The sequence below is a fragment of the Mesorhizobium sp. BHbdii genome (assembly GCF_053848045.1).
In genome coordinates this window covers 36,895-50,666 of record NZ_JBSPKX010000013.1, presented here as the reverse complement: position 1 = coordinate 50,666, position 13,772 = coordinate 36,895, and the positions used below count along the sequence as shown (strand labels likewise).

9 protein-coding genes, 3 pseudogenes and 1 riboswitch are annotated in these 13,772 nt (G+C 64.1%); of the genes and pseudogenes, 4 read left to right on the top strand and 8 right to left on the bottom strand.

Features of this window, described 5'->3' with window-relative positions; translation table 11 throughout:
- Positions 1-627: ABC transporter ATP-binding protein (locus tag ACWTU8_RS30285; RefSeq protein ID WP_455851022.1), on the top strand; the 627-nt coding region annotated here is incomplete at its 5' end.
- A 100-nt stretch (positions 628-727) separates the two neighbouring features.
- Here ACWTU8_RS30285 and ACWTU8_RS30280 read toward each other — a convergent pair.
- Positions 728-870 (bottom strand): annotated as a pseudogene (locus tag ACWTU8_RS30280) (8-amino-7-oxononanoate synthase); the annotation flags it as partial.
- A 113-nt stretch (positions 871-983) separates the two neighbouring features.
- On the opposite strand from ACWTU8_RS30280, the pseudogene ACWTU8_RS30275 reads away from it, so the two are divergent.
- The 3 genes and pseudogenes from ACWTU8_RS30275 to ACWTU8_RS30265 all read left to right on the top strand — a co-directional run bounded on the left by ACWTU8_RS30275 (position 984) and on the right by ACWTU8_RS30265 (position 5,276).
- Positions 984-3,879, top strand: a pseudogene (locus tag ACWTU8_RS30275) (Tn3 family transposase).
- Positions 3,880-3,901: 22 nt separating this feature from the next.
- Positions 3,902-4,801: a hypothetical protein gene (locus tag ACWTU8_RS30270; protein WP_455851021.1), complete on the top strand. Its 900-nt coding sequence runs from the start codon at positions 3,902-3,904 to the stop codon at positions 4,799-4,801.
- Between the two features lie 49 nt (positions 4,802-4,850).
- Entirely contained in the window at positions 4,851-5,276 is a 426-nt protein-coding gene (locus tag ACWTU8_RS30265; RefSeq protein ID WP_455851020.1) for a hypothetical protein, read from the top strand.
- 55 nt (positions 5,277-5,331) lie between these two features.
- On the opposite strand, the pseudogene ACWTU8_RS30260 reads toward ACWTU8_RS30265, so the two are convergent.
- From ACWTU8_RS30260 to bioB, 7 genes and pseudogenes are all read right to left on the bottom strand, one after another.
- Positions 5,332-6,018 (bottom strand): annotated as a pseudogene (locus tag ACWTU8_RS30260) (FAD-dependent oxidoreductase); the annotation flags it as partial.
- A gap of 2 nt (positions 6,019-6,020) precedes the next feature.
- Positions 6,021-7,862 carry a phosphomethylpyrimidine synthase ThiC gene (gene thiC, locus ACWTU8_RS30255; protein WP_455851019.1) on the bottom strand — a complete coding sequence of 614 codons (1,842 nt, stop codon included), beginning with the start codon at positions 7,860-7,862 and terminating at the stop codon, positions 6,021-6,023.
- Positions 7,863-7,972: 110 nt separating this feature from the next.
- A riboswitch (TPP riboswitch) is annotated at positions 7,973-8,084 on the bottom strand.
- Positions 8,085-8,625: 541 nt separating this feature from the next.
- Positions 8,626-9,609: a beta-ketoacyl-ACP synthase III gene (locus ACWTU8_RS30250; RefSeq protein ID WP_455851018.1), complete on the bottom strand. Its 984-nt coding sequence runs from the start codon at positions 9,607-9,609 to the stop codon at positions 8,626-8,628.
- On the bottom strand, positions 9,606-10,871 hold the full coding sequence (locus ACWTU8_RS30245; RefSeq protein WP_455851017.1) for an adenosylmethionine--8-amino-7-oxononanoate transaminase: 1,266 nt from the start codon (positions 10,869-10,871) through the stop codon (positions 9,606-9,608). Before ACWTU8_RS30245 ends, ACWTU8_RS30250 begins: the two co-directional genes overlap by 4 nt.
- Positions 10,868-11,506: a dethiobiotin synthase gene (gene bioD / locus ACWTU8_RS30240; protein WP_455851016.1), complete on the bottom strand. Its 639-nt coding sequence runs from the start codon at positions 11,504-11,506 to the stop codon at positions 10,868-10,870. Before bioD ends, ACWTU8_RS30245 begins: the two co-directional genes overlap by 4 nt.
- On the bottom strand, positions 11,503-12,663 hold the full coding sequence (locus ACWTU8_RS30235; RefSeq protein ID WP_455851015.1) for an 8-amino-7-oxononanoate synthase: 1,161 nt from the start codon (positions 12,661-12,663) through the stop codon (positions 11,503-11,505). The genes bioD and ACWTU8_RS30235 overlap by 4 nt, the downstream gene beginning before the upstream one ends.
- Complete coding sequence (gene bioB, locus ACWTU8_RS30230; protein WP_455851025.1) at positions 12,660-13,565, bottom strand: biotin synthase BioB; 906 nt, start codon at positions 13,563-13,565, stop codon at positions 12,660-12,662. The genes ACWTU8_RS30235 and bioB overlap by 4 nt, the downstream gene beginning before the upstream one ends.
- Positions 13,566-13,772: the final 207 nt, after the last annotated feature.

The following is a 13,772-nucleotide window of genomic DNA, read 5'->3' as shown; positions in this document are numbered from 1 at the left end:
GCCATTGTACGCGACCCGCAAGTCTTTCTATTCGATGAGCCTTTGTCGAATCTCGACGCCAAATTGCGTGTGGCAATGCGGGTTGAAATCAAGGAACTGCATCAACGCCTCCTCGGCACTACGATCGTTTATGTTACCCATGATCAGATCGAGGCGATGACTATGGCCGACAAGATCGTGGTGATGAAGGATGGCAAGGTGGAGCAGGTCGGCGCACCACTCGAGCTTTACGACAATCCGGGGAATGTCTTCGTCGCCGGCTTCATCGGCTCGCCAGCCATGAACTTCATCAACGGCAGAATCGACTCCAAGGATGGCGAACGGATTTTCATTTCCGATACTGGATCGGTGCTGCCCGCTCGTGGCGTCAAGGCACAGAGTGGTCAACAGGTCGTCTACGGCATACGTCCCGAGCATATCGACATCGCGCCTGACGGCTTGACGGCAACGGTTTCTGTGCTGGAGCCAACCGGCTCTGAGACACAGGTTTTCGCCAAACTCGGCGAAGACGCTATTGAAGCCATCGTCAAAGATAGGCTTACGGTCCGGCCTGGTGAAGAGGTGAGACTGAGGATCGATCCGCGCCGGGTCCACATCTTTGACAGGCAAAGCGGGGCACGCCTATGACCCTCCGCCATTCTGCTTGCGGTGGTCATCTGCAGGTAGAACTCTCCGGTGAGCTGACGTCATGACTTCGCAGGAGTTTTCCGGATAATCGGTGCTGGGCGCCGGCCCGCGCGCCTTCATCCGCGCTGGCATGAATGAGTTCATCAAGCACGACCAGGTCCTTCTGCGGCAAGGTCGTCAGCACCGCGAAATTGGCGACATAACCGCTCCCGAAAAAAAAGCGCTACGCTCGGCGCCCAAGAAGGCCTAACCGGCCCGAAGCTGCGATTTTGGCCAAGTTGTGGAACGTTGCCAGAACGGATTGACCGGCTTGGTGGCGTGACTGAACATCCCCTCCTGGAACAGGGAGTGGGTGCATGGGTTTGTATGTTTCGCCGGAGGCGTTGGCTGGGGAGTGGAGCCTCTCGTTTGACGACGTTGACTTTGTGAATGCCAAGCCGGTTGGGTCGAGGCTTGGGCTGGCAGTACAGCTGAAGTTCTTTTCAACGTATGGACATTTTGCCGCCACGGCGGCCGAGGTTCCCGACGAGGCGGTGTCCTATCTGGCCGACCAGCTTGACGTCGGCAACGATTTTTCGGGTCGTTCGGGCCGGCGCCACTCCGCGGAAATACTGCGTCATCTCGGCTTCCGCCGCATGCAGCGCGCGGATCGCGCCGCGCTTGCCGACTGGATGGCGACCGAGCTTTGCCCGGGCGGGACATCGGTTGCAGCGATGCTGGAGGCTGTCTTTCTGTGGTGCCGGGATCGCCGGATCTTTGGGCCGTCGGCAAAGGAGATGGAGCGCCTAGTGCGCTCCGAGCGGCAACGGTTCGTGGAGGCATTCCTCGGCAGCGTCGCCGACCGGCTGCGGCCGGAAGCGGTGGCGCTGATGGAGGCCTCTCTCGCCGAGCCGGAGAGTTCGACCGGATTTCATGCCCTCAAGGATGATCCAGGCGCGGCGACGCTGGACAACATGCTGTCCCTTGCCGACCGATTGGCTTTCATCAAGATGCTGGAATTGCCGAGGGACATGCTCGCGGGCGTCGGCAAATCCTGGATCGATCAGATTGTTCGGCGGGTCGGTGCCGAAAAGGCGTCGGAGATGCGCCGCCACGCGCCACGGCGACAGCTGGGCCGCTATGCGGCCTTCCTGATGGTGCGGGAAGCGCAGATCATCGACGGCATGATCGATCTTCTGGTGGAGGCCATTCACAAGATCGGGGTGCGCTCGAAGCGCAAGGTCGTTGCCGGCATCGCGCGCGACATCGAGAAGGTTTATGGCAAGGAGCGGCTGCTGGTCGATATCGCCGGCGCGGCAATCGAGGCGCCGGACGGTCGGGTCTGTGACGTGATCTTTCCGGTGGCGGGCCGCAAGGAGCTGGCGGCGATCGTCAAGGAGCATCGGGCGAAGGGCACGCTTGAGCGACGGATCTACGAGGTGATGCGCGGCTCCTACGCCAATCATTATCGAAGGATCCTGCCGCGGCTGCTTTCGGCTCTGGAGTTTCGTTCGAACAATGCCGTGCATCGGCCGGTGCTTGAGGCTCTCGACTGGATCAGGCGGACGCTCGACAGCGGATGCCGCGTCCTTCCGAGGAACGGCGTGCCGATCGAGGGCGTCATTCCGCCGAAATGGCGCAGCGCGATCATTGGCAAGGATGGGCGTATCAACCGCATCAGCTATGAGCTCTGTGTGCTCAGCCAATTGCGCGACCGCATCCGGGCGAAGGAGATCTGGGTGGTGGGCGCGGACCGCTATCGCAATCCGGACGAGGATTTGCCGGGGGATTTCGAGGCCAGGCGCGGGGCCTATTATGGCGCGTTGAACCTGACCCAGGATGCACGCGCTTTCAGCCGGAAAATCAAGACGGAACTGGAGCGGGAACTTCGGTTGCTCAACGCCGAAATCCCGTCCAACGACAAGGTGCGGATTCTGTGGCGCGGCGAAAACCGCCTCTCGATCACGCCCTTTCAGCCGCTGCCGGAGCCGCAGGGTCTTCGTTCGGTCAAGGCAGACATCGGGCAGCGCTGGCCGATGACGGAGCTCCTGGACGTGCTGAAGGAGACGGCACTGGACACCGGCTTTCTCAACGCCTTTGAGACGTCGGCATCCCGCGTGGCGCTCTCCCCAGACGTGCTCGACCGGCGCCTGCTTTTGTGTCTTTACGGGCTGGGCACCAATGCCGGCCTGAAGCGTGTGGCGGCGGGCTGCCCGGATGTCAGCTATGAGGAGCTGCTGCACGTGAGCCGGCGCTTCCCTGACCGGGCCGCGCTCGAGGCGGCCTGCGCCGGGGTCGCCAATGCGACGTTGGCCATCCGCAACACTGCCATCTGGGGTGAGGCCGGCACGACCTGCGCATCGGATTCCAAGAAGTTCGGGGCCTGGGACGGCAACCTGATGACCGAATGGCATGTCCGCTACGGTGGCCGCGGCGTGATGATCTAACTGGCATGTCGAAAAGGGTTCGACCTGCATCTGTTCGCAGCTCAAGCGGTGTTCGTCCTCGGAGGTCGCCGCGATGATTAAGGGCGTGCTGCGGCACTGCACCGACATGGAGATCCAGCGGCAATACGTCGACAGCCATGGCCAGAGCGCGATCGGCTTTGCGTTCTGCTATCTGCTTGGGTTTGAGCTGGCGCCACGCCTGAAGGCGATCGCCCGGCAGAAGCTGGCGCTGCCCTATCCGGGCCTGCGAGCGGAATTGCCCAATCTGCTGCCGGTTCTTTCCAGTGTCATCAACTGGGACGAGATCGAGCAGCAATATAACGAAATGGTCAAATAAGCCGCCGCCATGCACAGCGGGACGGCCGATCCGGAGGCGATCCTGCGCCGCTTTGCCCGCGCCGAAGCGATGCATCCGACCTACAAGGCGTTGGCCGAACTCGGCAGGGCGGCGAAGACGATCTTCCTGTGCCGGTATCTGCGCTACGAGGCATTCCGCCGGGAAATCCACGAAGGTCTGAACGTGGTCGAGAACTGGAACAGCGCCACCAGCTTCGTGTTCTTCGGCAAGGGCGGCGAGATCGCCACCAACCGGCTGGAGGATCAGGAGATCTCGGCGCTGGCCCTGCATCTGCTGCAGGCGTCGCTGGTCTATGTGAACACCAGGATGATGCAGTCGGTGCTGAGCGAGCCGAAATGGGCAGCGCGGCTTGCGCCGGAAGACTATCGCGGTCTCACACCACTGATCTACGGCCATGTTAATCCCTACGGCCGCTTCGATCTTGATCTCAATCGCCGCATCGATTTCGAGCGGAAACAGGCGGCGTAACCGCGCAATAGGAGGAAACACCATGCCTGTCTCGAAGAAAGCCACGGAAGAAGACGGTGAAGCCAAGAAGCCCAAGAATGACAACGCACTGCCGCCGCTGCCGGACCGGCGCGGCATGGAGGGGTTCATGGCCAGTCTGGCCGGCGGGCGGCTGCGCGGGAGCGACCCGGTCGAGGCGGCGCAACACATCATGTATGAGGCCTGGGAGGCGACTACCCGCAGCAAACGGATCGCCCTGGCCAGGAAAGCGCTCAAAGTGTCGCCCTTGTGCGCTGACGCCTATGTGCTGCTGGCCGAGGAAGAGGCGAAATCCGTCGAGGAAGCCCTCACCTGGTACCAGAAGGGTGTGGAGGCGGGGGAACAGGCGCTCGGGGCTGAGGGGTTCGAGGAATATGCCGGACACTTCTGGGGCTTTCTTGAAACCCGCCCCTATATGCGGGCGCGGGCCGGGCTTGCCGCCGCCCTGTGGCGGCTCGGCCAGCATCAGGAGGCGATTGGCCATTATTGGGCTATGCTTGAGCTCAATCCCAACGACAATCAAGGCATTCGCTACGTACTGGCCGGGCATCTTTTGGCGCGCAATGCCATCAAGGCCCTTAAGAAGCTCATCCAAGACGATGGCGTTGCCGCGTGGCTCTATACGCAGGCCCTGCTTGCCTTCCGTGAGAACGATCGAGACGCCGACCAACTGGCCGAAGAGGCTTGGCTGGCCAACCGCCATGTGCCCGGCGTCTTGTCCGGCAAGCAGCCTCTGGTTGCCTCCATGGACGGCTACATCACCATGGGAGGCGAAGATGAGGCGGCCGAATACGTCGAAGAGAATGGCGAGGCTTGGCAGGCGACGCCCGGCGCTATCGAATGGTTGGTGCAAGCGACCAAGAAATTGAAACCGCGCAAACGGCGGCACGGCGCCGGTGCTTAACGCCAATCTCGCGAGGAACTGTGGACCAGGTGCGGAAAGGCGAATCAGAATGAGCAAAGGCAAGCGCATGACTCGCCTGACACCGGCAGCTTGCGAAGCAATCCATGCCCAGATGCTCGAGGCCTGCCAAAAGATCGCCGCGGATCATGGATTGGTCATAGAGGGCGCCGGCTGGCGCAGCCTGGAGTCCGGCTTTGCCTTCGAGCCGGTGTTCCGAGTCAGCATTCCCGCCTCCGACGGCACAGCATTCAATCTCGAAAAGGACATGTTCGAGTATCTGGCCGCGCGATACGGTTTGACACCCTCGGACTTCGGACGCGAGTTCACGGTCGAAGGTGAAAGATTCCGGGTCACCGGCATTGATCCTCGACGGCCGAAATATCCCATCTCCGCCGAGCGGATACCCGATCGGCGGGGTTTCAAATTTACCGCCGAAAACGTCGCTATGCTGCTGAAATCACCGACCACGCCATGACGTTCATTAAATGTTCCCAAACTTGGCCAAAATCGCAGCTTCGGGCCGGTTAGGCCATGAAGCAGTTTCCCGAGCGCGGCACGACATAGACCGGAATACGCGGATGGAGCAGGCGTACCGGTCGGGAAAGCGAGATCTCGGATGTTCTGAGAACCAGCACCTCGCCGCGCACGCCGCGCAGGCCGGGGAGCGAGCGTGCGGCGGCCATGCCCTTGCAATCGAGGATGCGGTCGAAGTGCGCGCCGGGCGGGGCGCCGGGTTGCCCAAAGACAAAGTCGACACCGAGCAGGGTAAGCTTCGCGTGCAGCCCCTGCAGCGCGCGGCGCGGGTCGAGATGGGTTTCCTCCTCGAAGAAGAGGCCTGCCTGGAAACGCCCGCCAAGGTCCGGCTCCAGTACTCCGATCTCGTCGACGGAAAGCTGCCGATGGCCCCGCGTGCGCGCGGCGAAGCGCCGCAACTCGGCCATATCGCGAGACGGCGCGACAACCAACGTTCCGTTGAAGCAAACGCTGCCCGGAAGTGCAGCCTCCCACCACTCCGCGGCGGGCAGGCCCAGCCGGATCACGTCTTCCTCGGCGCTCTCCCGCTCGCAATAGGGCGCGAGCATGCCGCCGGCGAGCCAAGACGCGCCACCGCCGATGGCGGGCTGTCGCTCGACGACAGTGACATCGGCGCCGCAACTGGCGAGTTCATGGGCGACGGCGAGACCGGCCACGCCCGCGCCTTTGACAAGCACGTGCATCGTCAGCCTTCCTGGACGCCGTCCAAGCGATGGAGTTCGCTATCCACGACCGGCACGTAGAGGTCGCCGCGGTCGCGGAACTTCTCCGCCATCGCGGCCATGCCCTCCTTCTGCGCCTCTGCCCGTATGTCGTGAGAGATGCGCATCGAGCAGAATTTCGGGCCGCACATGGAGCAGAAATGCGCAACCTTGTGCGCCTCCTTGGGCAGGGTCTCGTCGTGCATCGACCGCGCCGTCTCGGGATCGAGGGAGAGATTGAACTGGTCCTCCCAGCGGAATTCGAAACGCGCGCGCGAAAGCGCATCGTCGCGCACCTTCGCCGCGGGGTGGCCCTTGGCGAGGTCCGCCGCGTGGGCCGCGATCTTGTAGGTGATCACGCCCGTCTTGACGTCGTCGCGGTCGGGCAGGCCCAGATGCTCCTTGGGCGTCACGTAGCAGAGCATCGCCGTGCCGAACCAGCCGATCATCGCCGCCCCGATGGCCGAGGTGATGTGATCGTAGCCAGGCGCGATGTCGGTCGTCAGTGGTCCGAGCGTATAGAACGGCGCCTCGCCGCAGACCGCAAGCTGCTTGTCCATGTTCTCCTTGATCTTGTGCATGGGAACATGGCCGGGACCTTCGATCATCACCTGGCAGTCCTTCGCCCAGGCGATCCTGGTCAGTTCGCCAAGCGTCTCAAGCTCTGCGAACTGGGCGGCATCGTTGGCGTCTGCGATCGATCCGGGGCGCAGCCCATCGCCCAGCGAGAACGACACGTCATAGGCGCGACAGATGTCGCAGATTTCCTCGAAATGTTCGTAGAGGAAGCTTTCCCGGTGGTGTGCCAGGCACCACTTGGCCATGATCGAACCACCCCGGCTGACAATGCCGGTCACACGGTCCACGGTCAGAGGGATGTAGGCTAGCCGCACGCCGGCGTGGATGGTGAAATAGTCGACGCCCTGCTCGGCCTGCTCGACAAGTGTGTCGCGGAAGACCTCCCACGAGAGCTCCTCGGCGATGCCGCCCACCTTCTCCAGCGCCTGGTAGAGCGACACGGTGCCGATCGGCACCGGCGAATTGCGGATGATCCATTCGCGAATGTTGTGGATGTTGCGGCCGGTGGAAAGATCCATCACCGTATCGGCGCCCCAGCGGGTGGCCCACACCATCTTCTCCACCTCTTCGGCCATCGAAGAAGTCACCGCCGAGTTGCCGATATTGGCGTTGATCTTCGTCAGGAAATTGCGGCCGATTATCATCGGCTTCGATTTCGGGTGGTTGATGTTGGCCGGGAGGATGGCGCGGCCGCGCGCGATCTCGTCGCGCACGAACTCAGGCGTCACGTAATCGGGGATCACGGCGCCGAAACTCTCGCCATCGCGGGCGAGCTTCGTTTTCAGTTCCTCCCGGCCGAGATTCTCGCGGATGGCAACGAATTCCATCTCCGGCGTGATGATGCCCGCACGCGCATAGGCAAGCTGGGTGACCGCCTTGCCGCCCCTGGCCTTCAGCGGCCCGTTGAGCTCGGGAAACTGCGGCGTGAGCCGGTCGCCGGTGGCAAAGCCGTTGTCTTCCGCCTTGACGCTGCGTCCGTCGTAGCGCACCACGTCGCCGCGTGCCTCGATCCATCCCTCGCGCAGACGCGGCAGCCCCTTTTCGATGTTGATCGACGCGTCTGGGTCGGTGTAGCGACCGGAGGAATCGTAGACCGTGACCGGAGGCTCGCCGGCGCTCGGGTGCACGGCGATCTCGCGCATCGGCACGCGGATTTCAGGATGAATGGTACCGGGCCTGTACACCTTGCACGAGGCGGGCAGGGGACCAGTGGTGACCTGAGGTTTGGGGTCGTTCCGGGTATCCATGGTGAGCCTCCCTGCTCAGTGCAACGGAGACCCAGTCCACGCGGTGAGGAGGAAGTGAAGCTTCGCTTGCTGTCGGGTCATTGCCCGAATGCCGAAGCCGGGTGGCCGACCCGCGAAACCTCGCACCGTCCCTACGCCAGTATGAACTGGATCAGGTTCAACGGGTCACTGCGCACGATAGCAGTATCTCAGCCCCTTGCCGGGACTCCCCTGGTGAGGCACTCAAACTGAAGGAAGCGCGGCCGTCCTGTCAACTGCCGTTGAGCCAGAAGCACGCGAAGGCAACTTCAGACCAGGCGGGCCATTGCAACGAGAATTGGCGGGAATACGGGTCCCCGCAACAGATTGGTCCAGAAACAAGCGCAGCTGTTGATAACATTGAAAAGCAAGAAAAAGCGCCTCGACCAGCGCCGCCCCGAGACAGCCCGACCCTGCAGGCCCAACGCCACCACCAAGTGCCTCGCCAATAGGCCTCGCGCCGGCCGCCGTCAAAAGCAGTCTCGCCGAAGCGGCTTGATGCGTGAATCGAGGGCCCGGAGTGATGACCTGCGAACGCAACCCGACATCTGAGCCTCGATCCACATCGGGCGCTTTTGCAAGGATATCGCAGCAATGCGGCCAACGAGCGAAAGGATTAGCAAGTTGGCATCGGTCAGGACCTGTTATTTTGATCGCGCAACGTACCGCTCCCAAGGCCTACATGCCCGGCAGCGAGCACAGTCCTCCTGCCGGGCACCCGAGCGACCACATGCCGATTGCCGAGTTAGAAACCGACCACCAGCGCTCCGCCGGTGAGCCCGGCCCCGGCAGCCACCAGCAGAAGGTTCTCGCCAGGTTCAATTGATCTGGCACGATGGGCGACCGACAGCGACAGCGGGATCGTCGCGGCCGACGAATTGCCATACTCTGCGATCGTCTTGACGATGCGCTCGTCGGCGATGCCGAGTGCCTTTCCGACGGGGTCAAAAATACGGGCATTGGCCTGGTGCGGCACGAAGCGGGTGACGTCGTCGGCAGAGAGGCCGGCCGCCGCCAGCGCCTCTTCAGAACAGCGCCTCATCATGTCGACCGCCTTGACGAACACTTGGCGTCCGTCGGCGATGGTCATTCGTGTGTCACCGATGTCGATCTCTTCCGAGAAGGGACGGCTGCTGCCGCCGGCCGGGATCCGGATCAGGCCATAGCCTCCGCCGTCGGCGCTCAGGGACGCCCCGAGAATGCCGTGGGCCCGATCGCTGGACGGTACGAGCACCACCGCGCCTGCGGCATCGGCGAACAGCACCGCGCTTGCACGCTCGGCCGGGTTGATCCTACGGCTCAATATGTTGGCGGCAATCACGACGGCCGGTCGGTTGTGCAGGCGCACATACCCCTCGGCGAAGGTCAGCGCATAGATGAAGCCGCCGCAAGCGCCGGCGAGATCGACCGCGCCCGAGTTTTCGCAGCCGAGCCGGTGCGCCACCAGCGGCGCGCTCGGCGGCAGCAGATGGTCCGGCGTCGAAGTCGCAAGAAGGAGCAGGCCAAAGTCCTTGCGATCGATGCCGGCATCGTCCAGCGCCATCGCACCCGCTTTGGCCGCGAGGCCCGAAAGCGTGTCGCCGGGCTCCGCCCAGAAGCGCGAGCGGATGCCGGTGCGCTGCTCGATCCAGCCGGCATCCAGTCCGAGGCTTTGCTCGATCTCGGCATTCTCGACCTTTCGGCCCGGGACATGATGGCCAAACCCGACTAGGCGCGCCGTACGGTTCATTGGCCGTTGCCCGCCAGGTCGGCCGCTTCGTCGATCGCGTCGTAGAGGCGGTCGAGCTCGTCCGACGTCACGCAATAAGGCGGCATGACATAGATGACATTGCCGAGCGGCCTCACCAGCAATCCACGCTCGAGGAACAAGGCACGCAGCGTTGGGCCGATTTCGGCGAGATAGCCGGCACCCTCGACGCACAGGGCCAGCGCGGCGATGGTGCCTATGGCGCGCACATTCTCGAATCGCGGATCGTCGCGGAATCGCGCCAAGTTCTCGTCCTGCATCCGCGCCAGGGCGGCGAGCCGCTCCAGCACCGGTTCTTCCTGCCAGATGCCGACATTGGCGAGTGCGGCCGCGCAGGCGATCGGATTGGCCGTGTAGGAACTCGAATGGAAGAAGGTTTTTGTCCGGTCCCTCAAATAGTGCGCCTCAAAAATCGCATCGGTGGCAAGCGTCGCCGCGAGCGGCACCGCGCCGCCCGTCAGCCCCTTGGAGGTGCACAATATGTCCGGCGCGATTGCAGCCTGCTCGCAGGCAAACAGCGTGCCGGTGCGGCCCCAGCCGGTCATCACCTCGTCGGCGATGAACAGCGTTCCGGAACGCTCGGCGATCCCCTTCAGTTCGGCCAGCACTCGTGCCGGATAGATCAGCATGCCGCCGGCGCCCAGCACCAGTGGTTCGACAATCAAAGCGGCGGCGCTGCGATCGCGTGTCACGGCTTCAAATGCATCGAGGGTTTTCTGCTCCCGGCCCACGGCCGGAAAGGGGATGGTGTCGACCTCGAACAGCAGCGGCTCATAGGCGGCGTTGAAGACGCCGCGCGCCCCGACACTCATCGCCCCGATCGTGTCGCCGTGATAGCCGTGCTCCATCACGACGATGCGCGAGCGTAGCGTGCCGATGTTGCGGAAATACCCGAGAGCCATTTTCAGCGCGACCTCGACGCTGGTCGAACCGCTGTCTGAATAAAACACCCGGTCGAGGCCGGCCGGCGCCATCCCGACCAGGGCCGAGGCCAGTTGCTCGGCCGGCTCATGGGTGAGACCGGCGAAGATCAGCTGGTCGAGCGTCTCGGTGGCGTCGCGGATCGCCGCCATGATTTTCGGGTGGCGGTGGCCATGGGTGATCACCCACCAGGACGAGATCGCATCGAGGATGCGCTTGCCCTCGCGCGTCTCGAGCCAGGCGCCCTCGGTGCGCGCGATCGTCGTCGGCGGCGGTTCGATGGCGTGCTGGGTAAACGGGTGCCAGACGGCGGAGCGGCTCATGCGCAGACCTCATCGAACGCGGCCTTGTCGAAATGGGTGCTCATCGCCCGCCGCAGCGTTTCAGGCGTCAGCGGATCGAGCGGGGGCAGCCGGCCGAGCACGCGTACCTCGCCCATCGAAGCAATCGTGCATTCGGTGTCGGGCATCGCTTCGCCGATGAAGGCGACGCCGAGCACACGGATGTCGCGCCGGCGCAGCGCCTCGATCGACAGGAGCGTGTGGTTGATGGTGCCGAGCGCCGTGCGCGCGCACAGCACGACGGGAGCGCGCCAGTGGGTAAAGACATCGATGAACAGGGTCCTGCGGGTGAGCGGCACCATCAGACCGCCGGCGCCCTCGACAATCAGGGGTCCCGCGACTTCCGGCAGGGCGAGACGGTCGGGGTCGATTTCGGTTGCCTCGAGCTCGGCGGCGCGATGCGGCGACAGCGGCTTCAGCAGGCGCCAGGCCTCTGGAAGGATCCGCTCGTCGGGCAATTCGGCGAGGCGCGCGACCGTCTGACTGTCGGTCTCGCCGTCGAGCCCCGCCTGGATTGGTTTCCAGTAGCTGCCGCCCAAAAGGCCGGCGAGACCGGCGGCAAGCACGGTCTTGCCGATGCCGGTGTCGGTGCCGGTGATGACGAAGGTTCTACTCATCGTGTGATGCGCTGCAGTTCGGCCAGCGCCTCGACCAGATTGGCGATGTCGGCCGTTTCGATATTGAGCGTCAGCGAGATTCTGAGCCGCGCGGTGCCCTCCGGCACGGTCGGCGGCCGGATACCACGCACGTCGAAGCCGCGACCCTGCAGGGCCGCGGCAAACGCCATGACGCGATGATTGTCGCCGACAGGAAAGGGCAGGATCTGCGAGCCGCTCGGCGCAACACCGCAGCGCAGCTCGATCGCTTCGCCGGCAAAGGCGACATGTTCGGCCAGCCGTTTTCTGCGCTCGGGTTCGTCGCGAAGGATATCGAGCGCTTCCGCTGCCGCGACCGCCATCAACGGCGAGGGGGCGGTGGCATAGATAAAGGGGCGGCAGCGGTTGACGAGATAGTCGCGGAGCACCGTCGGTCCGGTCACCAAAGCGCCGGAGCCACCCAGCGCCTTGCCGCAGGTGTGGAGCGAAACGACATTGTCGCGGCCCTCGAAATCATGGCCGAGGCCGCGCCCGTTCGGGCCATACACGCCTGTCGCGTGGGCCTCGTCGACGAAGAGAAACGCGTCATGGCGATCGGCCACCGCGATCAGGTCGGTCAGCGGCGCCTTGTCGCCATCCATGGAATAAAGGCTTTCGACCACGATCCAGGGGCGGCCAGTGCCGCCGGTCGCGCGCCAGGCATGGATGGCGTCGTTTACCGCGTCGGCATCGTTGTGCGCGACCAACCTTACCTCGGCGCGGCCGGCCCGGGCGCCCTCATGCGCGCTGGCATGGACGAGTTCGTCGAGCACGATCAGGTCGCCCTTTTGCGGCAGGGTGGTCAGCACCGCGGTATTGGCGACATAACCGCTCCCGAAATACAGCGCCCGCTCGGCGCCGAAGAAGTGGGCGGCCTTCGCCTCGAGCGCCTCGTGCTCAGGCGTGTTGCCGCGCAGCAGCCGCGAACCGGTCGCCCCGACGTGCGTGCCGGCGGCGATCGCCATCGCCACCGCATCCGCCAGCCGTTTCGAGCGGGCGAGCCCAAGATAGTCGTTCGAGGCAAAATCGATCCCCTCGGGCCCGGTCAGATGGCGCAACCGATGCCTGCGGGTGAGCCCGGCAAGGCTCGCCGCATAGCGGTCGAGCGGCCGCTCGCCGATCGTGCCATAACCGGTCATTGGGCTTCGCGTTCCGTGGGCTTGATGCCAAGGCGCCTGAAGAGAGCGCCGTCCTTGTCCTCGCCGGGATTGTCGGCCGTGAGCAGCGTATCGCCGACGAAGATCGAATTGGCGCCGGCGAAGAAGCACAGCGCCTGGAGTTCGTCGCTCATCGCGGTGCGGCCGGCCGAGAGGCGCACGTCGGACTGCGGCATGATCACCCGGGCGAGTGCGATCATGCGCACGAAGTCGATCGGATCGACCGGCTCGGCATGTTCGAGCGGCGTGCCCGGGATCGGGATCAGCATGTTGATCGGCACGCTTTCCGGCGGCTCGGGCAGGTTGGCGAGGGTCACCAGTATGTCGATCCGGTCGGCCTTGTCCTCGCCCATGCCGACAATGCCGCCGCAGCAGACCTTTATCCCGGCCTCGCGGACATTTTCGAGGGTTTCCAGCCGGTCGGCGAAGCTGCGGGTGGTGATGATTTCGCCGTAGTGGCGCTCGGAGGTGTCGATGTTGTGGTTGTAGTAGTCGAGGCCCGCCGCCTTCAGCCGCGCGGCTTGTTGGGGTTCGAGCATGCCGAGCGTCATGCAGGTTTCCATGCCGAGCGCTCTTACCCCCTCGACCATGGCGATGACCTCCTCCATGTCGCGCTCCTTGGGGCTGCGCCAGGCCGCGCCCATGCAATAGCGCGTGGCGCCGGCGTCACGCGCCTTCCTCGCCTCGGCGATGACGCGCTCGACCTCCATCAGTTTTGAGGCCTTGAGCCCCGACGCATGGTGCGCGGACTGGCTGCAATAGCCGCAATCCTCTGGACAGCCGCCGGTCTTGATCGACAGGAGCCGCGACAGTTGCACCCGGTTGCGGTCGAAGTTCTGGCGATGGATCGTGTGCGCCAGGAAGAGCATGTCGTTGAACGGCATGTCGTGGATGGCCTGGGCGGCATCCCGGTGCCAGCGGGACGGGCCGCCAGGGGACAGTGCCGCCGCCGGGTTCGACGTGAGTTCCACGGTTGTGTCGGTCGTCATGGTGATTACCCTTGAAGGCGGATCAGCCTCTGGGGATGTTTGCGGGGACGAGGCGCCCGAACCTGTTTTGTGTCTGCCGGCCGGAGCCGGAACCTGGAAAAC